The sequence below is a fragment of the Pelagihabitans pacificus genome, from assembly GCF_009371985.2.
Taxonomy (GTDB): Bacteria; Bacteroidota; Bacteroidia; order Flavobacteriales; family Flavobacteriaceae; genus Pelagihabitans; species Pelagihabitans pacificus.
The window spans coordinates 599,821-626,062 of sequence record NZ_VIKU02000002.1; the positions used below are offsets into that span (position 1 = coordinate 599,821).

The following is a 26,242-nucleotide window of genomic DNA, read 5'->3' on the forward strand; positions in this document are numbered from 1 at the left end:
AAGCTAATGGACAACGCATCAAAAATACAGCAGTATTTGGATTCCCGTCGAAGCGATATGGTCATCTTTTTGAGAAAACTCGTGGCCATGGAGACCCCTTCCCGCGAAATAGCTGCACAGCATACCATACTCTCCTTTCTTCAGGAAAGTCTGGAAAAGCTTGAATACTACAGTTTGATGGTCCGAGGCGAGCAAACGGGAGGCTATCTCTACGCACGTCCTAAAAACAGGATAAAAAAACAACCCCTGCAACTTTTAATAGGCCACTGCGATACCGTTTGGCCAATTGATACCCTCGCGGAAATGCCGGTAGTGGAAACCATGGATAAAATCAAGGGGCCTGGGGTCTACGATATGAAATCGGGTCTGACACAGCTACTATTTGCCTTACAGACCATCAAGGAACTCGACCTTCCGTTAACCGTAACCCCCATGGTTTTAATCAATTCCGATGAGGAAATCGGGAGCCGGGAATCTACCAAAATAATCAAAACGTTGGCACAATTGGCCGATCGTGCTTTTGTATTGGAACCCCCTTTGGGATTGGATGGGAAACTAAAGACCGCCAGAAAAGGGCTGGGAAGATTTACGATTACAGCCAGGGGAAAGGCGGCACACGCCGGATTGGATCCCGGCAAGGGCATCAACGCCATCGTTGAACTATCATACCAAATACAAAAACTGTATGATATGAACGATGCCGAAAAAGGGATTACCGTGAACGTAGGGATGATCGAAGGTGGCATTTCCCCAAACGTGGTGGCCCCCGAAAGCAAGGCGGTCATCGATGTACGGGTGCTGACGGAATCGGACGGCGCGGAAATCACTGACAAAATAAAGGGTTTAAAACCCCATCTACCGGATATCGAACTCAGAATCGAAGGGGGAATCGGAAGACCCCCCATGGAAAGAACCGCACGTAACCAAAAACTATGGGAAACGACCGTTGCCCAAGGCGACCGTTTGGGCATTGCGCTTCAGCAAGCCACGGCAGGAGGTGGTTCCGATGCCAATACCACTAGCTTGTTCACCGCCACGATCGACGGTTTGGGCACCCCGGGAGACGGTGCCCATGCTCCTCATGAATATGTTCTGCGAAACAAATTGGTTGAACGCACCGCCCTATTGACGCTCCTACTACTCACCGAACGCTTAAACGAAAAGTCATGAACCATCGCTACATACATACCTCCCTGACCCGTATTTCGGATTTGGCCGAGAAGGAATTCGAGTTGAAAAAACTCCCGCGAGACCTATGGAAAACCGGGGACTATGTTATTTGTGAAATCATAAACGCAGGAAGTGAAAGCTTAAGATTGGAACTGCCCAATGGCCGGATGCGCGGTATCATCGGAGGCGAATTCATCATCGGCGCCTTAGGGGAACGCTTTGCCACATTGGAAGCGACCGGTAGCTGGAGGAACGTTGGGGAGAACTTAAAAATGAGCGTTTTGACCGGTGCCGGACTGTTGGGAAAATTGACTTCCAAATCGGTCTTCATACCGCAAATGATGAAAGTTCTTTATACCGGTCATGCGTTTCGGGACGGTAGAAAGCTCACTATGGACAGCTTCGTGAAGTCCACCCCCGATACCCCGTTTAATACCCCGGTCGTCTTGTTCGTAGGAACTTCGATGTCGGCAGGAAAAACAACCTCGGCCCGTATCGTTACGAATTTATTTAAACAGGCGGGACACAAGGTGGTAGGCGCCAAACTCACCGGCGCGGGAAGGTTGAAGGACATCTTGGCAATTAAGGATGTCGGAGCGGACGCAGTGTTGGATTTTGTCGATGTGGGCCTCCCCTCCTCTATTTGTCCCAAGGACATCTTTGGCAAAAAACTACGGCAGCTCCTTAGTAAAATCGCCCAGGTAAAGGCAGATATCGCCATCATCGAAATTGGGGCCTCCCCTTTGGAGCCCTATAACGGTGAATTGGCAATAAATGCGATAAGGGAGCATGTAAAATGCACGATTCTGAGCGCCTCCGATCCCTACGCCGTACACGGCCTGATGAAGGCTTTTGACATTGTTCCGGATATCGTAACCGGGATTACCTCCAATACACTGGCAGGTATTCGAATGGTGGAACAGCTTTGCGGGGTGCAGGCCATGAATTTAATAGATGCAACCACTACTAAAAGACTAAAACAGATTTTGTCTGCGACGACGGGATTTGCCCTCTAAGTTTAATTTGAAGTATAATGTAATCGGTAAGAAAATGAAAACCCATATCCAATTTATCAATACAGATGTGAATCCAAGTATTCAAGAACTCATTCAAGCGAAGACAAAACAGCTCTCTGAAAAATATCCCTGGCTCATCCGGGCCGATGTGATCATCAAGGAAGAGAACGACCCGACACCCAAGGGGAAAATCAGTGAAATCCGCCTAAGTGCCCCCGGACCTCGAATATTTGCCTCTTCCGACGAAGAATCCTTTGAAGCTTCCATTGCGGAGACCATCCGGGATTTGGAGAAACAGCTCAAAAAACGCAAAGGTAAAATGAACCCCCATTTGTAAAAAATGATTCCGAATCCCACAACCAACGCCGAACAGATTCTCAGGGAACGCTATTACCTGAGAGACCCAAAGGGTGTAATTTGTGAGACCGCACATCAACTTTTTAGAAGGGTAGCGGAACATGTTGCCAGCGTAGAGGGAGCCGACAAAGCAGTCTGGACCGATATCTTTTATAAGACGATGACCCGTCTTGAGTTTCTGCCCAACTCCCCTACCCTAATGAACGCCGGCCTGCTGAACGGACAACTAAGCGCTTGTTTTGTATTGCCAATAGACGACCGTTTGGAAGCTATTTTTACTACCCTTAAGAATGCTGCATTGATTCACCAAAGTGGTGGAGGAACCGGGTATAATTTTTCCAAACTAAGGCCGAAAGACGACTTCATTGGTTCATCCGGCGGCCGATCTTCCGGCCCGATCGCTTTCATGAAAGTATACGATGCCGCGACCGAACATGTGAAACAAGGTGGAAAGCGCAGAGGGGCGAATATGGGTATACTGAATGTAAATCACCCCGATATTGAAGCCTTCGTCGTTTCAAAATCAGATGGGGCACAACTGCAAAACTTTAATATTTCTGTCGGTATTACAGACGATTTCATGAAGGCCGTCGAAAAAAGCGATGATTGGGAATTGGTCAATCCCCGTACCCAAAAAGTCGTAAAGGCTATAAAAGCTTCCCATTTATGGGATACTATTTGTCAGGAGGCCTGGAAAACCGGAGATCCGGGGCTCATTTTTCTGGACACCATCAACAGAAACAACCCAACCCCACATCAAGGCCTTATCGAGAGCACCAATCCCTGTGGGGAAGTACCTTTGCTAGCTTACGAAAGCTGTAATCTTGGCTCTTTGAACCTTATGAAAATGCTCAAAAGGGAAAATGGGAAAGTATCCATTGATTGGTCCAAACTGAAAAATACCGTTCAAATTGCCATCCGTTTTCTGGACAATGTGATTTCGGTGAACCATTATCTACTCCCCCAGACCGAGGAAAAAAGTACTGGCAACCGAAAAGTGGGATTAGGAGTCATGGGATGGGCAGAATTACTGATTTCCTTGGGAATCCCCTATGCATCCGAAGATGCGGTTCGCCTAGGGGAACATCTGATGGAATACATCAAGGTCTGGAGTTATGAAACTTCCAAGGCCTTGGCCACGCAAAGAGGTGCTTTCCCATCTTGGAAGCAGAGCAAACATGCATCCCATTCGCCATTGAGAAACGCTACTTGCAATAGCATTGCCCCGACCGGAAGTATTTCGGTAATTGCGGATACCTCCTACTCCATCGAACCATTATTTGCCCTTGCTTACAAACGGGTCGGTATTTTGGGCGATACCACACAGACCGAACTGAATTCAGTCTTTGTACAGCAAATGCGGCAAATGGGGTATTGGGACGAACATTTAAAATCAGAGGTATTGAAAACAGGTAGCATACAACATCTGTCATCGATTCCGGCCGACCTAAAAAAATTATTTGAAACCAGTTTGGAAATCCCATGGAAGTATCATTTGCTACATCAACAAGCATTTCAAAAGCATACCGACAATGCGGTTTCCAAGACCATTAACCTACCGAAATCGGCGACCGTGAACGATGTATCGGATAGCTATCTCACTGCATGGAAGTATGACCTAAAGGGTATCACGGTATTCCGAGATGGAAGTAGACAACGTCAGGTCTTGCAGCATTGCAGTCTAAATGGTGTGGAGCATTGTTGATTCGTCTAGGTAATCGAAGAAATTCATCATCCCTTCCAATTTACATACGTAAGGTTCCAAAATTGATTGTATCGCACCGTTTTCATCATACACAGAGGTTATGTAATCATGAACAAAAACCATAATGGCACCGCGCTAATGTTAGACCCTTATAAATTTTAGAAATACGGAAGCTGCTTCAAATACGCCATCATTATCAAAATCATATTCTCCTGCAGTGTCCCCTCCATTTAATTCCAGCGTAGTGGCCGTAAGGCGAACGAACCAATAATCATAATCCCCTGGATATTTGTCAAACTCCATAGCAAAAGATTCCCCATCTTCAAAAAACATTCTTCCGGTATAGGAATACGAATCACGATCTACAGGATTGATGTTGATGGTAAATCGACCATTCGATTGAATGACCATGGATACCGAACCGCCCTCCAGTATGAGTCCTACCTGATCCTCGGGCTCATGGTCGGCAGCAGGTATGAATCCCGCTTCGGTTGCCTCCCAACTACCGGCCATTTCGCTTATGGAAAAAGCAGGTCCAGTTTGTGAAAAGACCTCTCCGTCATCACTGCCACACGAAATAATAAGAAAGGAGCCCAATACACCCAAAAGAATTTTAGTATACGTTTTCATAGCTTTTTTTTTAATTCCTACATCTGATACTGCTCAAAATTAATTGGAGATCGCTACTTGGGAAATGATTTGGGTCATTCATTACAATTAATCAAGAATTGCCTCCAACGAAATGAGCTGTGCGATCCTGACAACCCTATTGTTTTGATGTAAGCTATCCGTTCGTTCCATGGTACCCCTGATATGGACCTTAAGTGCTAACCAAAATCATTTTTTACTGCTCTAAAGAGCGCTATCTTTTATTCGGATTACGCAAACCCGTTTCTTCTTCGATATCGGATAGCCCTTGGTACGATGAAAAAAACCGATAAAACTAGCTTTACAATGCACCTGCGAAGTCCTTCGCTATTGTTATTACCTTTATTTGGCATGGGACTCTTTGTATTGCTCTATGTCATAGCTGCCCTGAAATATCCGGGAGGGTCATGGGTGAAGCCTAATCAGGAAGGATTCAGTTTTTGGTATAATTATCTATGTGATCTTTTGGATTACAATGCTATTAATGGCGAGATGAACGTGGCACGCATTTATGCCAGGGCGGCCTTGGGCGTACTTTGCATAAGCCTTCTATTCCTATGGTATCATTTACCACGTTTGTTTTCAAAAAAGAGCCTAAATCTCCAGATTATGTTGGTGGCGGGCATCGCCTCTTTGATTACCACCATGCTATTGGCTTCGGACACGCATGATGTTACGGTTCGTATCGCAGGACTTTTCGGAGTGGTGGCCTTTATCAGTTGCTTCGTGGAACTGTTCAAGGCCGGATATTTCAGATTGTTCGCCTTGGGCATTATATGTTTGATCGTGTTTCTGGTAAATTATTATATCTATGAAACAGGATTGTTGCTTAACGCCCTCCCCGTGATTCAGAAAATTACCTTTGTTTTATTTATATGCTGGTTTGTACTCTTGAATCTCTTACTCTTTAAAAAACTGAAATTTGACGTTAAAAAAGACTGGAAACTGTCCTAAACAAGGGAATTGAGAGCCCATGTAAGACAAAAGAACCTGTTCGAAAATCAAGCACGTTATTTTTTGCGGTTGGCAGCTATTTTCGTAACTTTAATAGTAACGATATCCCCTCCAAACAAGCCGATTCAAAAGCTTCCGTCCCAAAGGGAAGCTTTTCTAAAATGAGGCCCTGGGCAACGTATTACATTCGATTGTAAAACTTAAATCCAAACATATGAATCCGTTATTCTTGTTCTCCATCATTTTCCTTTTATTTCTATTGGCAGGTTTGCGCATCGTCTTTGAATACAAAAGAGCCTTGAAATTCCGTTTTGGGAAATATGTCAAGACCTTGCAACCGGGGCTTCGCTGGATCATTCCCGTAGTGGAAACCATTCAAGTAGTCGATATCCGGGTGATTACCATCAATATCGTATCCCAAGAGGTGATGACCGAGGACAACGTACCCTGTAGCATTGATGGGGTGGTGTTTTTTAAAATCAATGACCCCGAAAAAGCGGTCTTGGAAGTGGAAGAGTACGATTTTGCCATCACCCAACTCTCACAGGCCGCACTACGGGATGTCTGCGGAAAAGTAGAACTGGATACCATATTGTCGAAAAGGGAAGAAATGGGAAAGAACATCAAGAGCATCGTAGAGACCGAGACCCATCATTGGGGTATTGAGATTATCGACGTTAAAATCAAGGATATCCAATTACCCGAAAATATGAGAAGAATGATGGCCAACCAAGCGGAGGCAGAACGTTCGCGTAGGGCCCGTATCATCTTGGCGGAAGCGGAGAACCAAGCCGCGGCCAAACTATTGGAAGCCGGTCTGCAAATAGACAAGTCGCCCTCTGCGATCAAATTAAGGCTTTATCAGACCTTGTCGAACATTGCCGCGGAGAAAAATTCCACCATCCTTTTCCCGTTCCCTGAAGAAGTTTTACCACGTGGCAAAAAGAAAAACGAGGAATAACCAAAATACGTCAAATCCTATTTCATGGAGACTGGGGCTAAGGGTCATTACTATTTTCATCACTATTCCGAACTCACCAAGCAAGCTGGGGCTCACCGACCTCTAAATGTTCTTTTTCAATAGTATCATCTATCCAATCAAGAATAGGTTCTACACCTGTTTTGTCCATATAATCGAATCCTTCCGACATCCTCTTTTTGACATCCGGATCTTTCTCGACCCGGGCTGCAAACTTCATCATTGAACGTAGCCACCAGGGCAATTCCTCCAATCGAAGTCTACCGCGTAGCGGTACGTAATGGACACGATCCAAAATCTCCGCAGACAGACTGTTGAGCACCCATTTTTGCAGGTCTGGATGACCCGGTTCCGTACCCGAGACAGTGAACAATAAAACAGGTTTGTTTTTAATGGCCGGCCAATGGGCCTTCAACCACTTTTTGATAGTGGGTCTCATCGAGATGATCGAACTTCCTAAAATTAGAAGGTCATAATCGCTAGGATCTGGACGTTCCTTTTTTAAATCAAAAACGGGAAAATTGGTACGTTCATTGATCCAATAGGCATATTTCTTGGTGCTACCGAACTTACCGGTATAAAAAATCGCTGCTTTCATTTTTTTGATCTTTTAATTCAACGAAACAATGTATCCATATTCCATGGCAATTAAAATGACCTTCATCATCCGCATGCGCTTTTGAGGGTTAGCCCCAGATAGTGATTAATACAGTAATTTATACAAGACATACTGACCGATATCATTTCGTGCCAAAAGCAATAGGGCTATCTTCTCCCCTACAAAAACGATTTAATAAGACAACTATACTTAAAAAAGAACACTATGAAACCTTTAGACCCGGAAAGCAATATTTGCGAAAGTTGCGGCATGCCGATGCACCATTTGTCCGATTTTGGCACCAATAAAGACGGAACCGTAAACACCGAATTCTGCCGCCACTGTTATCATGAGGGAGAATTCACCGACCACGGCATCACATTGGAGCAAAAAATAGAAAAGAACATCGACCTAGCGGAGAAACTGGGAATACCAAGGGAAGAGGCCACTATTTTGGCACGTACTACCCTTCCCAAGCTCAAGCGTTGGAAAGGACTGAAACCGGTTGAATAATGCCGGGCCAAACACTTTGAAAATACGATAAATCAACCCTTAAATCGATACTAATGACACCAAAAAATGAAGATAAAAGTTCGTGGGCCATTGGTGGCACTACGATGATCGGTCTGGGCGTTGGCCTTATTTTTGTGAAGACTCCCTTGGTCATGGTGGCATCCATTATTATAGGTATCGGCGTAGGCCTTGTCATTACGGCAGTGCTTGGGAGTCTGAAAAAAATAAATTAACCTTCCCAGAAGAGTCTTGTCACTGCTACTGCAGTGGGCGTACTCCTGAACCTTCCTTCCTGCCACAGTTCTTTGTGGCTTATGAAAAACCGTGCTGATGATAAAGTTCTTCAGAGAAATAAGAAAAACGCTGGTCGGTGCAAACACTATCGCCTTCCCTTTAGGCAAATTTGGACGATACCTCATTTACGCTTTCGGGGAAATCGTTCTTTTGGTCATCGGAATTCTGATCGCCTTGTACATTAATAATCAAAACAACGAAAAAATTGCCAGGGAGGATGAGAAAAAATCATATCTCAATATCAAGCAGCAGATTACCGATGATAAAAACGAATTGGTCAAGGTAAAAAAATTCAACAACTATCATTCTGTCCTATATAAAAATGCAAGCAAAATAATAACGGCACAAGATAGGACCAAAACCGATTCGTTGGCCCTTTTCGCCATGGCCCTATCACAGTATTCAGATTTTCATCGTAGTGGCACTATCTACGAGACCTTGGTCAATAGTGGGGAACTTACATTACTGAAAAACTCGGATATCGTTAGTGCCGTGCAGCGGCTGGAAATGACTTACACATTTGCCAATAAACTGGAAGATATACATTGGGAGCTGATTATCAACGAATTGTCACCGGAACTAAGAGGAGTAATCGACTATGCCAAACTTAAAACGGTACAACCCGATAAACTCTTTAGTGTGGAATTACACAATATCTTTTACGAGATAATCAATCTCTCCAAACTTAAGGATACGATTTATGGCACCGCCTTAAACGACATCGATGTTTTGGTTGATTTAATAGATGACGAACTAGGTCTACGTATGGAACACTAAAGACTGTTTTAACCAGTACCCAAAAAATCAAATTATGAAAGCCGCCGTGTATACAAAATATGGTCCGCCTGAAGTACTCCGGCTAAAGGAAGTACCCAAACCAGTACCCAAGGAAAATGAAGTCCTTATAAATGTTCATGCGGTATCCCTGAATTCGTCGGATTTGGAATTTCTAACGGCCAAGCCAGCGTATATTCGGATGTTTGGGCCGTTCAAACCGAAATATAAGATTCTAGGTTCGGACATCGCGGGTGTTGTTGAGGCTATCGGCAGCAAGGTAACCAGGTTTAGTACGGGCGAGGCGGTATTCGGTGACAGCTTCGCGAACGGTTTAGGAGGTCTGGCCGAGTACGTTACTATCCCTGAAAGCGCATTGATACCAGTACCCAACGGGATGACCTTCGAAGAAGCCTCGGCCATACCACAAGCATCTACCGTGGCCTTACAGGGGCTTCGTGATAAAGGGCAAATAAAGTCTGGCGATCAGGTATTGATCAATGGTGCCGGAGGGGGATCTGGCTCCTTCGCCATACAAATCGCCAAAATGTACGGTGCCCAGGTAACTGGCGTCGACAATGCGGGAAAATTGGATTTTATGCGCTCTATTGGTGCCGACCATGCAATTGATTATCGAGAGGAGGATTTTACCAAAAATAAAGGGCGGTATGACCTGATCCTGGATTTTGTAGCACACCACTCCATTTTTGATTGCAGACGGGCCCTATCCAAATATGGAAATTACATCCTGGTCGGAGGCTCCGTACCCAGCATTCTACAAACCCTCGCGTTGGGATCATTGCTATCTCAGCTAGGCAATAAAAAAATGGGAATGCTTTTGCACAGACAGAATAACAAGGATTTGCGTTTTGTGGTCGAACTCATTGAGGCGGGAAAAATAAATGTCATCATCGATAAAACGTATCCGTTCGAGCAGACCACCGAAGCACTCCAATACCTGATGGAGGGCAAGGTGAAGGGCAAAGTGGTAGTCAGCTTAAAGAATGAAGCCCCCATCCCGAAAAACGAGTAAATTAAAACAATGCGCACACTTAAGATTTTCCGCGAATTGGCAATCAAAATATGTACTAGAGATAGCGCTTAAAGCAGAAATCCATTCGGAACAAAAGAAAGTCATAAAATTCATGTAATGAAACCTTTTGATAACACCTTTGATAATGAACCCGTAGCGCTCCGAAGGGCAGCCTTAATAGCGGGTTGGGGATTGTTTTTCATGACCCTTTTCGCCCTTTATGCTATCTACTTTATTTTTCAGACCCTTATCCTACCCGAGGAAATAGAAATGACCATCGAAAATATTAGGGCGAACGAACTGCAATTCCGGATCGGTATTGGTTGTTATCTGGTGGTCATCGTTCTCGATGTTTTGGTAGCCTGGGCTCTTTATGTTTTTCTCAAACCCATAAATCGAGATATATCGTTACTTGCGGCATGGTTTCGATTGGTGTATTCCGGTATTTATGCGGTAGCCCTGACCCATTATTTCAATGTGCTACAGCTTTTGGACAGTACCGATTATATACCATTATTGGAAATGGATGGAGTGAAAGCGAAAACCATGCTTTCCCTCCAAGCATTTAATGATACGTGGGCCATCGGATTTGTGTTTTTTGGTCTCCACATCGCCTTTTTGGGGTATTTGGCCTTCAAATCGGCCTATGTACCAAAAATTCTTGGCATTCTCTTGATACTAGCCGGGCTGAGCTATCTCATTGATTATTTTGCCCGATTCCTATTTCCGGAAAATCCCTTGCCTGTGAGTACCTACTTTGGATGGGGGGAGCTGATCTTCATGTTTTGGTTATTGTTCAAAGGCAGTAAAATCGTACATTATGAAACAACATAGCAATCGTTTTTCTTTTCGACAAGCACTGGAAGGCCTTGAAGGTATCGGTATTATATGTGCCTGCTACCTTACGCTGTTCCTGAAACCATTGCGTGATCGATGGGGACTCAACAAAGCGGAAGTAGCACGCCCCTTTCCCGGGGATGAACTGGTTTCTGCCCCAAAGACAAAATTTACGCACGCTGTCAAAATAAACGCGCCCGCAAATTATGTATGGCCCTGGATAGCCCAAATCGGCCAAGGAAAAGGCGGGTTTTATTCGTACGAAGCTTTGGAGAATTTAATCGGGTTACAAATTTATAATTCGGATGTCGTGCTGCCCGAATTTCAAAACCCCTCCATCGATGATAGCGTTGCCTTCGCTCCCGGAGATCGTACGCCTATCGTCATTTGCGAACCTGGGCGTGCCATGGCAATAGAGAATTCACTTGACATGGATAGTAACCAAAAGTATGACCCCAAGGGGCCTGCCCCAAAAAACTATTTGCACCTTACCTGGCTTTGGTTTGTTGAAGCGATAGACGAGAACCATTCGCGATTTACTTCCAGAAACAGGGTAGATTATGCCCCAAACTTCAAAAACAAGTTAATGTTTGGACCATTAACGGAGCCGATAGTTTTTGCGATGGACCGCAAAATGTGCCTGGGCATTAAAAAGCGGGCAGAACGGTTGTATCGGCAGAACGGATAAATTTTGAAGCTATCCCTACAAAATCGAACGGATACCGATCCGACACACAACGGCTGACGTCTTATTGATTATATACGGGACATACGGTCATAAGCCTGCTAGTTTTTAGACAGAATCATATTATATTGATATGACCACGGTCATTGCCCTTGGCTTGATTAGAAGATACATTTGATCTGAATAATTGTATTGAAAAATACCGTGAAACCTTTTGGAAAAGGTCATACGTCCAATAGCGATGCCATCGATAATTAAATCTAAAAACCACATGAAGAATATCTTGATCATCAATGGTCATCCCGACAAGGAAAGTTTTTGTTTTGCGCTTGCAAACCATTATAAAACCGGGGCCTTGGCATCAGGTGCGAACTGTAAAATGGTCCATTTAGTCGATCTGGAATTCTCACCCATCCTCAAATACGGGTATCGTAGGCGAACAGAATTGGAACCTGACCTGCTCCATGTTTGGGAGGCCATCAAAGCCGCCGACCATCTGGTCTTCGTTTATCCGACCTGGTGGGGCACGCAGCCAGCCCTGTTGAAAGGCTTCATCGATCGGTTGTTCTTGCCGAATTTCGCATTTCGATATAAGGAAAATTCCTTGTTCTGGGACAAACTCCTAACCGGAAAGTCGGCACGGTTGATCGTTACCATGGATACCCCAAAATGGTATTACGCCTTGATGTACAGCAAACCGGGCCACAATGCCATGAAAAAAACCGTTCTGGGATTTTGTGGCGTTCGACCTGTTCGAATAACTGCTTTTAGTCCCATCAAAACATCGGATGCGGCCAAGCGGGCCAAATGGCTTCAAAAGACCAAAGATTTAGGGGTGGGAATGAAATAGTTTAGGATCGACCGAAGTTTTTAAATTCCGTTGCCCCTTAGCACTCACAGAAAATGGGTAAAAACAAGCCTCGATACCGACACGATTTTACAGGTAGCCATCGGGTTGTTGGGAAAACAGCGGCCTGGACCGTAAGTGCCCTCCTTTTAGTGTACGTATTCACCACCACCATTGGATTGGTATCCCTACCTTCTCCTGAAACCCCCATCGGAGATCCTTTTTTTACCCTCATGGAGCTGTTGACCCTGCTTATAGCCCCTTTGATGCTGCTATGCATGATTGCGGTACATGCCTATGCGTCCCCCGGCAATAAGGCGTTCAGTAGTATGGCGCTCATATGTATGCTCCTCATGACAGGAATTACCTCATCCGTTCATTTTGTTGTCTTGACGGTCGGCCATCCAATGGAAATGAATGCACCCGAACTGCACCGCAACTTATTCTCTTTTAAGTGGCCCTCCTTGGTATATGCCCTGGATATTCTTGCGTGGGACTGGTTCTATGCCCTCTCGATGCTCCTTGCCGCTCCTGTGTTCGGAACAGGAAAATTGCAAAAAAAGGTACGAATGCTCATGATTGCCAGTGGTGTCCTCAGCCTAGCGGGACTCCTTGGCGTGCCTTTGGACGATATGCGCATACGAAATATTGGCATCATCGGGTATGCTGTCATAGCCCCGGTCGTTTTTCTTTTGTTGGGCAGGGTTTTCGAACGGGCTGGCACAAGCCCCTAGTAGAAGGCCATGACCACGGTCATAGATTATTCGCTTTTAGACGTTTAACTTGTGGTCTACAATAGAAATTCACTGTACTTAGGCATTTCAGAATAAAACAAGTACTCCCATTTCTATCTAAAGGCACAAAGTTCCCCGGCTAACTTAAGAAGGTCAGTGGTGAACTATTGCATCCGCCCATATTTAAAAAGAAAAGAATACCTCCGTACAGCTATCTCAGCGATTAGCCTGTATTGGTATTCCTTTTTCATATCCCACCAAAATCGAACATTAAAAAATACTCCAATGAAAAAATCTATTATAGCAGGCATCGTTGCCATCGCAATCATGTTCAGTGCCGCCGCACAAAACGAACCGGAAGCCGATACACCCCAATTTGAGGTGAAGGTCATCACTAGTATCGAATCGATCGTACCACTTGGTCTGGGACGCTCACGGCTTATTTCAACGGATTCAACACGGGACTACACCGAATTCTCCTCGGAACAGACCGAGGTAGATAATACTCGAAATAGAACTAAAAGAAAAGATATCCGGGTGAAGGATTTTGAAGAAACAAAACTCTTGAACTTCTTTAATGCAGGAGGTATCCGATTTCAGAATATTGCCGCCAATGACGCTGTCATATCCTCCAAATTGACGGCGATGTTGGCAGAGGGCTGGGAGTTGATTTTTGTGACAAGTGCAGTAGAAAGTGACGCAGGGGAAAGTGATAATCAGGGCATATTCATCACCCGGTACATTTTTAAACGAGGGATGGTCAACAATCATGCCCCATGAGCGGCGTATAGTTATCGGAAAAATGGCGTTATGAGTACAGCACATCCAAAAATCACCCTACTACAGCAACTAGACTTAACGAATCTTGCCACGGCCAAGGATATCATTGCAGAGTATCGGGTATGGCATTATTTCAATCCGCGATTACCTCAGATTCAGGGAGACTACGTGGGCATAGAAGGTTTCCGGGATTTTTTTGGGAAAATGGCACAGACCACTAGCGGTTCCTTTAAGGTTAATCCCATATCCATAACCCCTATCGGGGACGAACTGGTCATTACCCATGTCAGGAACACTATGTTGCTGGAAGGTAAACCAATAGAGATTGACGCGGTCGTCGTATGGCGCATCGTCAACGGTAAGATTACAGAGGCTTGGGATATTCCGGCCGTTTATAGTTAATAATCAGAAGCAACGATGGAACGGGCACCTATACTACCGTTCGATTCTTGTCAAATAGAAAACCAATGAAATACAACACTATTGTAATCGGAGGCGGCTTGGCGGGGCTTACTGCCGGAGCCACCCTTTCAAAATTCGGAAAGAAAGTGCTGTTATTGGAACAGCATCATAAACCAGGCGGTTGCGCGACCACCTTTAAACGAGGCGATTTTATCATAGAAGTCGGCCTGCATGAAATGAGCGGCATTGTAGAGCATGGTACGATTCCACAAATTTTCGAAATGCTCGAAGTCGATCAGAAAATCGATTTACTGAAAGTACCCGAATTCTATGCTGTCTTTTCTGATCGGGGAAAATTCGTGTTCCCTCATGGCTATGACGCAGCGACCAAGGCATTGGTCGACAAATACCCGGACGATGCAAAAGGCATCAAGCGATTCTTGAAAGTGCTCGCAGGAATCCGAAAGGAAGGAACCAATCAACCGCGTTCGCGATGGGTAAAAAAGCTCATCTATCCGTTGATGCCCCTGCTGTACCCGAATCTTGTGGAAGCCGATCGACATACGGTCGGATCCTGGTTGGATAAGTACATCACCAATGAAAATGCAAAGATCGATCTGGTAGCACACCTTGCATATTGGGGCGATGATCCCTATACCCTATCGATGTTCTACTATGGGTTGCCTTTCTCTGGCTTTATCCAGAATGGTGGTCACTTTATAAAAGGGGGGTCCCAACAGCTGTCCAATCATCTCGCAACATACATTGAAAAGCAGGGTGGCACTGTGCTACTTGGTAAAAAGGCAGAGAAGATTGTTACTGAGAACGGCCGAGTGACGGGAGTCACCTTCCGTGATCGATTTAACGACCACTTGGAACCCGTTACTATTTCTTGTGATAATGCGATCGCCAATTGCGCTATTCCCTTAGTACCAGCTATGCTGGATGAGCCCTTTGCCAGTTCTTTGAAGGAACGCATCGGTGACAAAATCAATTCTTGCTCGCTACTGTGCATGTACCTCGGTTTCAGTAAGGATGTGGAGGAATTCGGAGTAAAACATTACTCGAATGTCATCGAGGGTGAGGATGTCAAATCCTTGAAAGACGTCAAGCCCAACCACCAGGGCGATTGGTCGAAGCGTAGATTCATTTTTGTCGACTATGGCAAGGTAGATTCCCAACTGGCACCACCCGGTAAATCAGAAGGTGTGATCTGTACGGTCGATTATCTGCAAGACTGGGACGGTTTAAACGAGGAAGACTACAAGGCGAAGAAGGAAGAAGTGGCCCAGATACTGTTACAACGATTGGAGAAACAGTTTCCTGGAATTCGGGATAGTATTGAATACTACGAGGTTTCTACCTCAAAAACGATTCAACGATATACCTCGAATCCCAGTGGGTCGGTGTACGGTTATGCCCAAACCAAAAAACAAACAGGAGATAAGCGATTCAGAAACAATTTCCTGATACCCAATTTGTATTTCGCATCGGCATGGGCCTTTCCAGGTGGAGGATTCGAAGGAAGCATCACGGGAGGATTCTTGGCTGCACTGCAGATGAATCGAGACAAGATATGGTCAGCATGTGATGATGCAACCTATGTTGACGAGAGAATGGTTTCTCTCTTGGAACGTAAACAAATCGATGACAAAACGTTGGAATTGCGTTTTGAAAGACCAAACGGATTTCAGCACCAAAAAGGGCAATATGCTGTTCTTAATTTAAAGCAGCCCAAAGAAACAGAATTGGATTTGCCCTATCGATGGCTTCCTATTGTTTCCAATGGGGAAGACAATCACTTAAGGTTTCAAATTGAACTGGATGACAGCAGCTTCTCCAAAAGTTGTGAGCTTATGGATAGTGGCGATATGGTAACGATATACGGACCGAAGGTCTAGCACAAAACAGAATCAATATGAGCAAAGTAAAGATTCCAGCTACTATGACAGTGGCTGTTTTGAATGCCTATTCCGGTGCCGATGCCTTAAGCATTGAACAACGACCGGTACCAACACCGGGAAGGAACCAAGTTTTGGTCAAAGTAGCCTATGCACCAATAAATCCCTCAGATTTGGCCACTTTGACGGGCTATTATGGCTTTAAAAACCCAACTCCTATGGTGCCAGGAGGAGAAGGTTCTGGAGAAGTTGTTGCTGCCGGACCGGGGGTTATGGCAAACTATTTCCTTGGTAAACGAGTGGTCTGCACCGGTTGGGGCACAGGCGGAGGCATTTGGTCGGAGTACGTTGTCAAAAGCGTTAAAGGAGGCGTACTGTCTTTAAGCAAATCATTGAGTTTGGAGCAAGGAGCAATGTCCTTTATAAACCCCCTTACGGCCAGTGCATTTATAGACATTACGAAAAGAGGAGGTCATAAATCCATTGCATTGACGGCTGCGGCAAGTTCAGTCGGCCAAATGGTGAACCGACTGGGGCGAAAAGAAGGAATCCAGATCGTAAACGTCGTTCGAAGGGATGCCCAAGTAGATCTTCTCAAGGCCCAAGGTGCCAACACGGTCCTGAATAGCAATGAAACAGGATTTGAACAGGAACTACATGATGCCTGTCATCAAATGAATACGCGTATTGCGTTTGATGCGGTGGCAGGTCAAATGACCGGTCAGCTATTGAAAGCGATGCCGCAGAATAGCAGGGTCACTGTATTCAGCGCACTTTCCCGTGAAGCTGTTCAAGTGAGTCCTGGCATCTTGATTTTTGAAAATAAGGGGATTGACAGTTTCTGGCTCGGTCCTTGGATCGGCGAACAAGGTATCCTGAAAACAATGTCATTGTGGAAACGTGCACAGAAGCAGATTCCAAGCGATCTCAAAAGTGAGATCAGAAAAATCTATCCATTAAACGAAGTGAAAGAAGCCATCCGCGATTATACCAAACAAATGACCGGAGGAAAAATGCTGTTAAGAATGTCTTGAAAAAAATAGAATAGGCTTACTCAAAAGGGTTTCGAAATTTTGGTTTGAGCATTTAAAAAAATAAACCATTCCAATTGATAAACACCAAACGGACCTAAAGCAAACGATATGAAAAATTTCATTAGTAATGTATCGACCAGTAAAGCTGCTATGGTTGTCGGGGTGGCCTTTATCACCTCGGTTTTAATCGTAACCTTGGTTGATGATTTTCTATTGGCTAATTTTGTAGTACCCGGTGATACGGAAGCTTTAGAAAGGGATATCAGGGCTAATTCGGGACTGTTTGGTTATGCCGTGGTTGGGTATCTACTCGTACTTGCCCTCGATGCAATTATTGGCCTCGCACTTTATGTTGTTCTTAAACCCGCGGACAAAAAGCTTGCATCGTTAGCGGCAGTGCTCAGGGTGCTATACGCTTTTACTTTGATAATTGCTTTGGTTGCCTTGGTCTTGAAAATTATTGATGTTTACGGCTATGCATCCATAAAACTGGTAGGATACCTATTTTTTGCCCTGCACATCTTTGTACTCGGCTATTCGGTCTTCAAGGCAGCATACATCCCAAAAAGCCTTGGTATTTTGTTGGTAATCGCATCCTTTACCTATATCGTATTCTTTGTAGATTTTCATCTGCCCGAAATACTCGGGGCAATTATAATGTCGACCATGGCTGTTGCAGAACTCTCACTAAGTATCTGGCTTATCGTAAAAAGAAATAGGCTACCTGTTGAGAGTCGGTAACATGGCCTTTATTTTGGACCTAGGGGCCAGCGCAATTTTGAAAAATAAATAACAAAAACCAAGTAGTATGAAAGGAGCAATTTTTTACTCAGGTAACTATGGGAGCACGGAACAATATGCCAACTGGATTGGCGAAGCCACCGGATTACCCGTATTCGACATCAAGGACACCCGTGCCGATCCGTCCGATTACGAATTTCTGGTTTTGGGCAGTTCCATTCTCTATTTTAAGCTGACCATCCGAAAATGGGCAAGGGCGAATTTGTCCAAGCTCAAAGGCAGGTCGAAGCTATTGTTTTCGGTCTCCGGTGCCGGGCCCAGTCCCAAACTTGAACGATGGGTCGCTGCCTCCCTTCCATCCGAACTGTTGTCAGAAATGGAGCATGTGGCTCTTGGCGGCAGGTTGGACCATTCAAAAATCAGTTGGTGGCTTCGGCAGATCCTGTGGGTCGGATCGCTTTTCAATCCCGACCCCCGAGCCCGTAAGGATGAACGTGGAGGATTCGATTATGTTGACAAATCAAGCATTGAACCGATTACAAAATGGGTCAGACAAGAACATCTAGGAACAGCTAAATATCCCAATAATCAGTAATCAAATCACCCTCTATTCAAAATATTTTGGAAATTGAAGCACTCCTACATCAATGAAACTATTATAAGAATTTTTAACAATAACCTATACAAGTGGTAGCTGAAAAACATTATCTAATGAGAAGTGGCTGGTTACGGGCCGCAGTACTGGGGGCCAACGACGGAATTTTGTCCATGGCCAGTTTGTTGATCGGGGTGGCCGTGGCCTCCGAGGTCAGGGAACCAATTGTTTTAGCCGGGATTGCCGGCCTTGTCGCTGGGGCGCTTTCGATGGCGGCCGGGGAATTTGTTTCGGTCAGTTCCCAAAGCGATATCGAAAAATCCGATCTTCAAAGAGAAATTAAGGAACTGACGGAAACCCCTGAGGCGGAGTTGGAGGAATTGGCAAAAATCTACGAACAAAGGGGGCTTGATAGGGAGCTGTCCTTACAAGTAGCAAAACAACTGACCGCACACGACGCCCTTGAAGCCCATGCCCGCGATGAATTGGGAATCAATGAGATGACCCAGGCCCAACCGCTTAAAGCCGCTTTGGCCTCTGGGGCCGCTTTTGTCTTTGGGGGGGCACTACCTTTGGTGACGGCCTTATTCGCTCCTTTGGAGCAAATGATCTACCTACAATACCTATTTGCCTTGGTATTCCTGATTTTACTCGGTGCGGTTGCGGCCCGTGCCGGTGGCTCCAGCATTCCCAAGGCGGTATGGCGGATAGCCTTTTGGGGTACGATCGCCATGGGAACGACTGCCTTGATCGGCTATCTATTCGGGGTCAACGTCGCTTAAAAAAAGTGCTTTTTGTCACCGCTTCGCAGTCGGTTTCGAATAAAAGGGACCGATGACTTCCGTTTCAAGACCTCCCAGATAATAGGAACGACTAATACCATTTCCCCATTGAATTTCAGCTGATAAATAGTTTCTTTAGCTGATTTCCAAATGAGAATTGGTATAAAGGGTCGAGCCTTGCAAAGTCGATGACCTAAGTCATTGCCAGTGAAGCGCGATTTCCCAAACTTTGGTATTCGAATCCCAAACAGTTGGTTGTACTATTAAAGTAGAAAAGGATGGAAAATCAAGAAGTTTATGAACGTGCTAGAAAAAAAGTAGAGGCAAAATTACGGTTCAAAATTCACCTCTACGTCTTTATCGGGGTAATGACATTGTTGTTCCTCATCAATATTGTCAATACTCCTGAATATCTTTGGTTCAAGTGGCCTCTTTTTGGATGGGGAATCGCAGTAGTCATACACGCTTTACGCGTCTTTGTCTTCCCAGAAAAATTGACCGTAACAGAGGGGATGATCACGAAACAAATGGAAAAAGATGCCGCTAAAAATTTATGACAACAGCAAGTATCTGCCTGCAAAACGGACAAGAAGGCCGTATGGCGTTGGGAATAGGCGGTGGGTATTTCCTAATAACTGTTCCTGAATGGTGAATTTCATTTAAAATCGATACAGGTAATCTCGGGACGCATGCCCAGCCTGCCCGGAAATCCAAGCCACCCCAAGCCGCGATTTACGTAGAGGTATTGATTGCCTTGGGAATAGAGACCCGCCCAATGTTCGTATTTATATTTAATGGGGCTCCATTGGCTATTCTTTAAATGGATACCGGCTTGCATTCCATGGGTGTGGCCCGACAAGGTAAGGGCGATATCGGTTTCCTTCACTACTTCCCCGCTCCAATGCGAAGGGTCGTGGGAAAGCAGTATTTTAAAGGGGATATCATTGACCGTTTCCAGTGCTTTTTGCAAATCGCCATACTGTTTAAAGGGCGGATGGCCCCAATTTTCCACTCCTACAACAGCGATACTTTCACCGTTAAGCGCTACGACCTTGGCTTCGTTGAGCAGCAGTTTAAACCCGATATCAGCATGGAATTTCTTAATTCCTTCAAAATTGTCCTGTTTTGCCTTTGGGGTTTCCCACTCGCTGTAATCCCCATAGTCGTGATTTCCCAAAACGGAATACTTCCCTTTTTTGGCCGATAGTTTATCGAAGGTCGATTTCCAGCCTCGTACTTCCCATTGAAAATTATTGACCAAGTCCCCCGTAAAAAAAATAAAATCGGGTTCCAGGTGATTGATCAGTTTAACGGCGCGGTCGAATACATGGTATTTATGGTTGAAGCTTCCCAAATGGGTATCCGAAATCTGAACGATCCGGAGTCCGTCAAAACTATTGGGGAGATTGGAAAATTTGAGTTTCAGATGACGTACCTTAAAGCGGTACCGAGCCATAAAAATGGCATACACGATCACAAAAAAAGGAAGGAATCCGGAAAGAAGCCCTACAATGGGTACGACAATCAACGATTCTTGTTCCGAAAAAGCATAGTTTGAAAAACGCAGAATGGGAATAATCAAAATAAAGATCAATTTCGGTACAAAGGAAGAAACGGTGAGTCCGTATAAAGAGGATACAAGCAGTTGTTGACGTCTAGGGGGAATGCTGTCAAACCGTATCTTCAATAACAAAATAGCACCGACAAGTCCGACGGTAAAAAACCAAAAGGCAACGTTAATCGCCAACTTAAGGGAATCGGAGGTAAGAAGTTTGGTAATAGATTGCAACCAATAAAACGCGATAATGTCGACTAGTAGCACTGCCAAGGCCAAGAGAAGAATGGAAAAAAAAGAATATCGTCTCATTCGCTATTTCAATTTCAAGCGTAGCTTCCCGACCGATTGGTAGAAACCTGCACGGGACAACTACCTCCCAGCAGTTCGAAAAGAACTTCTTCGACCTAATCGGAAAGACTAATCTTCGGTCAGTTCTGCAAACAAAACCATATAATTGTGTCCGGTTTCTTTCGCGCACTTTGGGCAATAGGCATAGTGAACATAATAGTTTTTGGCCTTTTTTTCCTGATTTTCCAAATCGGTATCCATCTGTTTCATAAATTTCGGGGCGGCATTGAAGGGCCCGTCAAAAACCCTCGCCCTAAAGGTTCCAGAGAGTTCGGTGTTAATGGCTCCCGGCACTATGTCGATTACTGATAGATATATCTCGGATTTGAAGGCATTCGGGTCAATAAAAAGTAATAAAATATCTTCCGGATTCTCCGAAAGTGCCTTGGCATCCTCGGCCAGTTTCATCATTTTGGTTACCCTGTTCGAGATCATAGCAGGCAGAGGCATGTGAAAAAAAATAGGTATCGTTGCCTTGATGAATTTTTTCCGGTTCCATTCTACCGTTTTCCCATCCCAACTTTCGGGATGAAAGACCGGACAACAGGTGTCTTTAGTTTGTTTCGCTTGTTTTACTTCCTCCTTTATTAATTCCATCTTTTTTGTTTTAAAAAAGTACTATCTAGTTGTTAATCTAGGATTTCACGACTTATCCCTGATGTTTATTTTTTCTGGAGCTGCATTTCCTTTTTCAGGATATTTCGAAACCGGGTCGCGCTGATGTAATGGTCTTCCAACAATTTTCCTTCGTGCAGAAGACTGAATACCCCATAGCCCGAAGGAGCCCGTTTTGCCGCTTCCGGGGTTTTGAATTTGGTTACTTTTAGTTCAATCCCTTGTTCCATGGCAACATTCAATATGTCAAAGACCGATTTTTCGTGCCACGGACATTGGTCGGCATACAGCAAGTGCCAGCCCTGGTACTTTTTTTGTTCCGCAGTCCAGTCCAATAGTATTGGTTCTTGGGCTTGCTTATCCCATTTCTTGGAGAGCAGTTCAAACCGTCCTCTTTGATCTACTTGGGTAAAACCATTCTTTTCAAAAATCCCTTTGTTGGCAATCCAAGCACCTTTGCTCGACATTACGCATATCCCTGACATATTCATTGCTTTAGCCTCTTTTTCGGCATCCGTCACCAGAAGGGAGCCTAATCCTTGGTTTCTATCCTTTTTTGAATACACGTACATGCAATGGATGAACATAAAATTAGCTGCCTCGACCGGGCGCCAAGCGTACGAGGCCGGAACATATTCTATAAATCCGATCATTTTATCGTCACTATCTTTCAGAATTTTAATTCGAAGTCCTTCTTTATGGCGCTTCTCGAACCATTTTCGTTTGTTCTCAAAACCGGGATTGGTAATATCTTTGATACAGAACAGTGTTTCCAACTTTACATTTTCTGGGGTTACCTCCACTATTTTTAGTTCCATGGCATCGATTTTTACATTGATTTGTTTTACTCCGTATATTCCTTAAGCCTAAGGAGTCCTTCATTCAGTAATTCAACAACCTTATTACCCGTAACCGTGGCACCGGAGATTCCATCAATCGGTTGATTCCCCTTTATGACTTCCCGGCCGCCTTGCTGTAACCCGAAAGTGTTCGCTTCAAGACCAATCTTTGCTCCCAAAAATTGCTTTTCAAAACTGCTATTGGTAATTGCTGCGCCATACCCTTCCGATTCGAATTGATGGCCAAATTCGATTTTTAGGATTTCCCGCGTATTCTTATCGATTAACACCTTTGCCCAAATAGGTCCTTCATATCCTTTCCCGCCCAAGACCAATATGGTCTTATCGGTATTTTTGATTTCAAATAGCGGAAATGTATCCGGTGTTTTTGGGCTCATCATCCTTTTGTACAGATTCACGGCCGTCTTGCTATCTACTGTTTGAACGGTTCCCTTCGCATCAATTTCCTTGAATAGTACTAGTTGCTCGACCCCCGTACCCTCCGAAAGGGTTGTATCGGCAAATTTTATGAGCTCCAGAATTTCAGCAGGTACTTGACTCATAACGACTTCCTGAACGGGTTCGTCTGTAACCGGTTTTGCCACTTCCTTATTTTGTTTGCACCCTATACAAAAGAAAGTGAATGCAACTGACAACCTTAAAATTTTTGATTTCATGATTCAACTTTAATCAGTTCTCTACGATATATAATCTTTTGATTGGGAAGGTCCCAAATTTCGAGGCCCGGGGAGTCGACCCTATAGCCATTTTGCTCCAAATAGCTATGGAGAGCTGGATATACCTTCATAATTCCTATCAGTATAGAGGGCATTCCCCTATACGGAAATTCCGCTGTAAGATAGGACCCTTCGGGATACTGTCTTATCTCGAAATCGTTTTTCAAAACAGCAATCTTCTCAAAATCCGATTCCAAAATACATCCCACATCTGCCCGTAATATCTCTTTCTCCGTTGTTTGTGGATTGTCGTAATAGACCCCAAAACCTTTAGTGGTCTCGATTTGATAATCATCCAACAACTTTTGATAGACCCGATCTGAAACCTCCGCGCTTTGGCCATAATCACCGGTCATTTGTTCATAGACCAAGGTTTCGCCACCAACCTCCTTAATTTCAGGGCTGATAGCCGTAAGGCCGCCATAATAGGCATACAGGCCGATGAGCACTATTAGAAGCACACCTATGACAACTGTTACTATTTTTAGCACCTTCATTGCTTAAAGGAATTTTTAGGTTAATGATAATTCATCAGGCAACGAGCATACCGCCATCTACCACGTGCATACATCCGGTGATATACTTGCTTTCGTCAGAGGCAAGGAATAAGGCCATATTGGCGATTTCCCTAGAAGACGCGTATCGGCCAAAAGGTACCAGGGCTTCAAATCGCTTCAAGGCCTTATCAGGGTCGTCCGGGGAAATGTCCGCTTCGATCCTTCGCATCATGTCATTATCGACCGGACCCGGGTGTATCGTATTTACGCGTATCTTATTTCCCGCAAATTCTTGGGCAGCGGTACGCATAATACCAATCACTGCATGTTTGCTGGCCACGTAGGGCCCAAGTCCTGAAAAGCCCATCAGGCCGGCTACTGAAGAGGTAATTATAACACTTCCACCTTCGGACATTTGTGGAATGACGTGTTTGCAGCCCAACCATACTCCTTTTAGGTTTACCGCGATGACTTTATCGAATACCGCATCCGGGTATTCGGCAATAGGTCTTGAAACACCCTCGATACCGGCGTTATTGAAAAAAACGTCGATTTTATTGTGTACCTGTAACGTCTGTTTCACGTACTTCTCGGTGTCCTCGGGCTTCGAAACATCTGCCACACAATAGGATAGATCTGGGTGGTTTATCTCGGCAACCCCTTTTTCCAATGCTTCTTTGTTGTAGTCGACGATGACCACTTTGGCACCCTCTTCCAAGAACAACTTGGCGGTTGCCAAACCGATACCTCCGGCACCTCCGGTAATGATGGCCACTTTATTTTTTAAGCGTTCCATAGTTAGAGGGTTAACTTTCTAACTTCCCAACCTTTATCCCTTACATGCACCGCAATCAACCCTTCGGTCAACAGTTTAGCCCCAATGTCAGGTAGTCTGTACCGTTTTGAGGTCATCTGGATGTTTTGCCTAGGCTCAAAATACTCTTCGATCTTTCCGGAAGTGTGAACGAGGACATCATGGAATTTGAATTCGTAAATTTTTAATTTAAACTCGTTCTCGCCCTTTAAGGTTTTATGAAAAAGTACCCCGGTGGCATACCCGTTTTCAAAGGGATATATATTTAAGAACTGGGGCTCTATAACGACCTTTCCTTCGGTATTTATGAACCCATAAACCGGAACACCCTCCTCGACGATTTTCCTGATCATACAAAGCCCCTCCTTGAACATCGGGTAGCGCACCCCGGTAATATCTTCCTGGGAGGTGTCTGCATTCTTGTTCCAATGAAGGTCGTTCCTAAAATCGATCACCAGTTGGCCCTCTTCATCGATGAACCCCCATTGATCGCCTTGTCGAACTGCCGCCAAACCCTCGCTGAATGGAGCAATTTCGTCTATTCCGTTCAGTGTTTGTGCTCCTAAAATGATAGGCAGTATTCCTAAAACTAACAGTGCTAATCGTTTCATAGTAATTGCTTTTGAATTTGATACTAAGGTATTCCCCATTAGGCAACAAAAAAATGACCAAGGTCATGCGGTCGTCAGTTAAATGACTGACTCAAATCATAGGGATCTCAAGTGTACCGGGCTAGCTTTATACTACAAAAAAGGTGCACCTAAATTTTGGAAATAATGAAAAAAATAACGCTGATCCTAGGAATTATATTCATGACGTCCTGTTCCTCTACACGATTCGTGGATAGTTGGAAAAACGAAGAAATCGTTGCCTTTAGGCCCAAAAAATTATTGGTTATCGGAATGACCGATAATCTTACCGCCCGTAAAATATTCGAGGAGGAGCTCAAAAAGGAATTTACAAAACGCGGTATCAATGCCCACGAAAGTACAACGGTATTGGAGGAGTCGTTTACCGATGCCCAAAGAAGCGAGCGGGAGATAGAAATGATGAAAGAAAAACTCGTCGATGAAGGTTTTGACGCAGTCGCTATTACAGCGGTCGTCGGCGTGGATGATAAAAGGAATTACCGTTCAGACTATTACACTTTTGGTTATGACTGGTACCGTTTCGGGCGCTATTATTATCGATTTCAGCGCGTGTATTACACGCCCGGGTATTATAACGATTACAAAGTGTACCATGTTGAGACCTCCATTTACAATATCGAGGAAGATACAGAGAAATCATTGGTCTGGGTAGGTACCCTGAACATAGTGGACCCATACAGTATTACCGCTACCGTAAACGACTATGTAGCTCGCATAACAAAACAGCTGGAACGCGAAGGGATTATTGACCCACTATAATTTTCGCGCATAACAAAGAGGCCTCTAAAAAGTCTTGTGGAGGCCT

32 protein-coding genes are annotated in these 26,242 nt (G+C 44.6%); 23 read left to right on the forward strand and 9 right to left on the reverse strand.

The features are described 5' to 3' along the window. Positions 1 to 6: 6 nt before the first annotated feature. Genes FK220_RS10010 through FK220_RS10025 form a run of 4 tightly spaced genes read left to right on the forward strand, consistent with a single transcriptional unit; the run spans position 7 to position 4,248 of the window. Positions 7 to 1,170, forward strand: coding sequence for a M20 family metallopeptidase (locus tag FK220_RS10010; RefSeq protein WP_152574166.1), 1,164 nt, complete (start codon positions 7 to 9; stop codon positions 1,168 to 1,170). Continuing rightward, a complete protein-coding gene (locus FK220_RS10015; RefSeq protein WP_152574167.1) occupies positions 1,167 to 2,186 on the forward strand; it encodes a hypothetical protein in 1,020 nt (339 codons plus the stop codon). Before FK220_RS10010 ends, FK220_RS10015 begins: the two co-directional genes overlap by 4 nt. 34 nt (positions 2,187 to 2,220) lie before the next feature. After that, on the forward strand, positions 2,221 to 2,523 hold the full coding sequence (locus tag FK220_RS10020; protein WP_152574168.1) for an HPF/RaiA family ribosome-associated protein: 303 nt from the start codon (positions 2,221 to 2,223) through the stop codon (positions 2,521 to 2,523). A gap of 3 nt (positions 2,524 to 2,526) precedes the next feature. Next, the gene (locus tag FK220_RS10025; protein ID WP_152574169.1) at positions 2,527 to 4,248 is read left to right on the forward strand and encodes an adenosylcobalamin-dependent ribonucleoside-diphosphate reductase; all 1,722 of its coding nucleotides are present in this window, start codon (positions 2,527 to 2,529) and stop codon (positions 4,246 to 4,248) included. Positions 4,249 to 4,389: 141 nt separating this feature from the next. Here the strand turns inward: FK220_RS10025 and FK220_RS10030 are convergent, their stop codons facing one another. Then, positions 4,390 to 4,878, reverse strand: coding sequence for a hypothetical protein (locus FK220_RS10030; RefSeq protein WP_152574170.1), 489 nt, complete (start codon positions 4,876 to 4,878; stop codon positions 4,390 to 4,392). Positions 4,879 to 5,202: 324 nt separating this feature from the next. Between FK220_RS10030 and FK220_RS10035 the strand changes: the two genes are divergently transcribed. Beyond that, entirely contained in the window at positions 5,203 to 5,850 is a 648-nt protein-coding gene (locus tag FK220_RS10035) for a hypothetical protein (protein WP_152574171.1), read from the forward strand. Positions 5,851 to 6,064: 214 nt separating this feature from the next. Continuing rightward, positions 6,065 to 6,811 (forward strand): slipin family protein, encoded by a 747-nt coding sequence (locus tag FK220_RS10040; protein ID WP_152574172.1) that lies wholly within the window; start codon positions 6,065 to 6,067, stop codon positions 6,809 to 6,811. Positions 6,812 to 6,884: 73 nt separating this feature from the next. Here the strand turns inward: FK220_RS10040 and FK220_RS10045 are convergent, their stop codons facing one another. Then, positions 6,885 to 7,427: a flavodoxin domain-containing protein gene (locus FK220_RS10045; RefSeq protein ID WP_152574173.1), complete on the reverse strand. Its 543-nt coding sequence runs from the start codon at positions 7,425 to 7,427 to the stop codon at positions 6,885 to 6,887. A gap of 225 nt (positions 7,428 to 7,652) precedes the next feature. On the opposite strand from FK220_RS10045, the gene FK220_RS10050 reads away from it, so the two are divergent. The 16 genes from FK220_RS10050 to FK220_RS10125 all read left to right on the forward strand — a co-directional run bounded on the left by FK220_RS10050 (position 7,653) and on the right by FK220_RS10125 (position 19,936). Then, complete coding sequence (locus tag FK220_RS10050; RefSeq protein WP_152574174.1) at positions 7,653 to 7,940, forward strand: zinc ribbon domain-containing protein; 288 nt, start codon at positions 7,653 to 7,655, stop codon at positions 7,938 to 7,940. A gap of 53 nt (positions 7,941 to 7,993) precedes the next feature. Further along, entirely contained in the window at positions 7,994 to 8,173 is a 180-nt protein-coding gene (locus FK220_RS10055; protein WP_152574175.1) for a hypothetical protein, read from the forward strand. Between the two features lie 97 nt (positions 8,174 to 8,270). After that, a complete protein-coding gene (locus tag FK220_RS10060) occupies positions 8,271 to 9,011 on the forward strand; it encodes a DUF6090 family protein (RefSeq protein WP_152574176.1) in 741 nt (246 codons plus the stop codon). Positions 9,012 to 9,045: 34 nt separating this feature from the next. Continuing rightward, complete coding sequence (locus tag FK220_RS10065; protein ID WP_152574177.1) at positions 9,046 to 10,041, forward strand: NAD(P)-dependent alcohol dehydrogenase; 996 nt, start codon at positions 9,046 to 9,048, stop codon at positions 10,039 to 10,041. Positions 10,042 to 10,158: 117 nt separating this feature from the next. Next, entirely contained in the window at positions 10,159 to 10,875 is a 717-nt protein-coding gene (locus tag FK220_RS10070; protein WP_152574178.1) for a DUF4386 domain-containing protein, read from the forward strand. Continuing rightward, positions 10,862 to 11,566, forward strand: a complete 705-nt coding sequence (locus FK220_RS10075; RefSeq protein ID WP_152574179.1) for a hypothetical protein — start codon at positions 10,862 to 10,864, stop codon at positions 11,564 to 11,566. The genes FK220_RS10070 and FK220_RS10075 overlap by 14 nt, the downstream gene beginning before the upstream one ends. A 268-nt stretch (positions 11,567 to 11,834) precedes the next feature. Continuing rightward, complete coding sequence (locus tag FK220_RS10080; protein WP_152574180.1) at positions 11,835 to 12,413, forward strand: NAD(P)H-dependent oxidoreductase; 579 nt, start codon at positions 11,835 to 11,837, stop codon at positions 12,411 to 12,413. Positions 12,414 to 12,466: 53 nt separating this feature from the next. Continuing rightward, positions 12,467 to 13,144, forward strand: coding sequence for a hypothetical protein (locus FK220_RS10085; RefSeq protein ID WP_152574181.1), 678 nt, complete (start codon positions 12,467 to 12,469; stop codon positions 13,142 to 13,144). A 285-nt stretch (positions 13,145 to 13,429) separates the two neighbouring features. Further along, on the forward strand, positions 13,430 to 13,924 hold the full coding sequence (locus tag FK220_RS10090) for a hypothetical protein (protein WP_152574182.1): 495 nt from the start codon (positions 13,430 to 13,432) through the stop codon (positions 13,922 to 13,924). 30 nt (positions 13,925 to 13,954) lie between these two features. After that, positions 13,955 to 14,326: a nuclear transport factor 2 family protein gene (locus FK220_RS10095; protein WP_152574183.1), complete on the forward strand. Its 372-nt coding sequence runs from the start codon at positions 13,955 to 13,957 to the stop codon at positions 14,324 to 14,326. Positions 14,327 to 14,391: 65 nt separating this feature from the next. After that, complete coding sequence (locus FK220_RS10100; RefSeq protein WP_152574184.1) at positions 14,392 to 16,227, forward strand: phytoene desaturase family protein; 1,836 nt, start codon at positions 14,392 to 14,394, stop codon at positions 16,225 to 16,227. A 17-nt stretch (positions 16,228 to 16,244) separates the two neighbouring features. Then, positions 16,245 to 17,261, forward strand: a complete 1,017-nt coding sequence (locus FK220_RS10105; RefSeq protein ID WP_152574185.1) for an alcohol dehydrogenase catalytic domain-containing protein — start codon at positions 16,245 to 16,247, stop codon at positions 17,259 to 17,261. A 108-nt stretch (positions 17,262 to 17,369) separates the two neighbouring features. Then, positions 17,370 to 18,002 carry a DUF4386 domain-containing protein gene (locus tag FK220_RS10110; RefSeq protein ID WP_152574186.1) on the forward strand — a complete coding sequence of 211 codons (633 nt, stop codon included), beginning with the start codon at positions 17,370 to 17,372 and terminating at the stop codon, positions 18,000 to 18,002. 67 nt (positions 18,003 to 18,069) lie between these two features. Further along, complete coding sequence (locus FK220_RS10115) at positions 18,070 to 18,597, forward strand: flavodoxin domain-containing protein (RefSeq protein ID WP_152574187.1); 528 nt, start codon at positions 18,070 to 18,072, stop codon at positions 18,595 to 18,597. A gap of 116 nt (positions 18,598 to 18,713) precedes the next feature. Beyond that, positions 18,714 to 19,379, forward strand: coding sequence for a VIT1/CCC1 transporter family protein (locus FK220_RS10120; RefSeq protein WP_152574188.1), 666 nt, complete (start codon positions 18,714 to 18,716; stop codon positions 19,377 to 19,379). Positions 19,380 to 19,657: 278 nt separating this feature from the next. Continuing rightward, entirely contained in the window at positions 19,658 to 19,936 is a 279-nt protein-coding gene (locus FK220_RS10125; protein ID WP_152574189.1) for a 2TM domain-containing protein, read from the forward strand. A 98-nt stretch (positions 19,937 to 20,034) separates the two neighbouring features. Here the strand turns inward: FK220_RS10125 and FK220_RS10130 are convergent, their stop codons facing one another. The 7 genes from FK220_RS10130 to FK220_RS10160 all read right to left on the reverse strand — a co-directional run bounded on the left by FK220_RS10130 (position 20,035) and on the right by FK220_RS10160 (position 25,398). Further along, positions 20,035 to 21,246 carry a metallophosphoesterase gene (locus tag FK220_RS10130; protein ID WP_152574190.1) on the reverse strand — a complete coding sequence of 404 codons (1,212 nt, stop codon included), beginning with the start codon at positions 21,244 to 21,246 and terminating at the stop codon, positions 20,035 to 20,037. 108 nt (positions 21,247 to 21,354) lie between these two features. Beyond that, on the reverse strand, positions 21,355 to 21,882 hold the full coding sequence (locus tag FK220_RS10135) for a hydrolase (protein ID WP_152574191.1): 528 nt from the start codon (positions 21,880 to 21,882) through the stop codon (positions 21,355 to 21,357). A gap of 65 nt (positions 21,883 to 21,947) precedes the next feature. Further along, complete coding sequence (locus FK220_RS10140) at positions 21,948 to 22,718, reverse strand: GNAT family N-acetyltransferase (protein ID WP_152574192.1); 771 nt, start codon at positions 22,716 to 22,718, stop codon at positions 21,948 to 21,950. Positions 22,719 to 22,744: 26 nt separating this feature from the next. Further along, the gene (locus FK220_RS10145; protein ID WP_166204857.1) at positions 22,745 to 23,344 is read right to left on the reverse strand and encodes an FMN-binding protein; all 600 of its coding nucleotides are present in this window, start codon (positions 23,342 to 23,344) and stop codon (positions 22,745 to 22,747) included. Positions 23,345 to 23,412: 68 nt separating this feature from the next. After that, positions 23,413 to 23,973 (reverse strand): GyrI-like domain-containing protein, encoded by a 561-nt coding sequence (locus tag FK220_RS10150; protein ID WP_152574194.1) that lies wholly within the window; start codon positions 23,971 to 23,973, stop codon positions 23,413 to 23,415. A 34-nt stretch (positions 23,974 to 24,007) separates the two neighbouring features. After that, complete coding sequence (locus FK220_RS10155) at positions 24,008 to 24,769, reverse strand: SDR family NAD(P)-dependent oxidoreductase (RefSeq protein WP_152574195.1); 762 nt, start codon at positions 24,767 to 24,769, stop codon at positions 24,008 to 24,010. A 2-nt stretch (positions 24,770 to 24,771) separates the two neighbouring features. Next, positions 24,772 to 25,398: a WG repeat-containing protein gene (locus FK220_RS10160; protein ID WP_152574196.1), complete on the reverse strand. Its 627-nt coding sequence runs from the start codon at positions 25,396 to 25,398 to the stop codon at positions 24,772 to 24,774. 165 nt (positions 25,399 to 25,563) lie between these two features. Here FK220_RS10160 and FK220_RS10165 point away from each other — a divergent pair, with 165 nt between their 5' ends. Continuing rightward, entirely contained in the window at positions 25,564 to 26,196 is a 633-nt protein-coding gene (locus FK220_RS10165; protein WP_152574197.1) for a hypothetical protein, read from the forward strand. Positions 26,197 to 26,242: the final 46 nt, after the last annotated feature.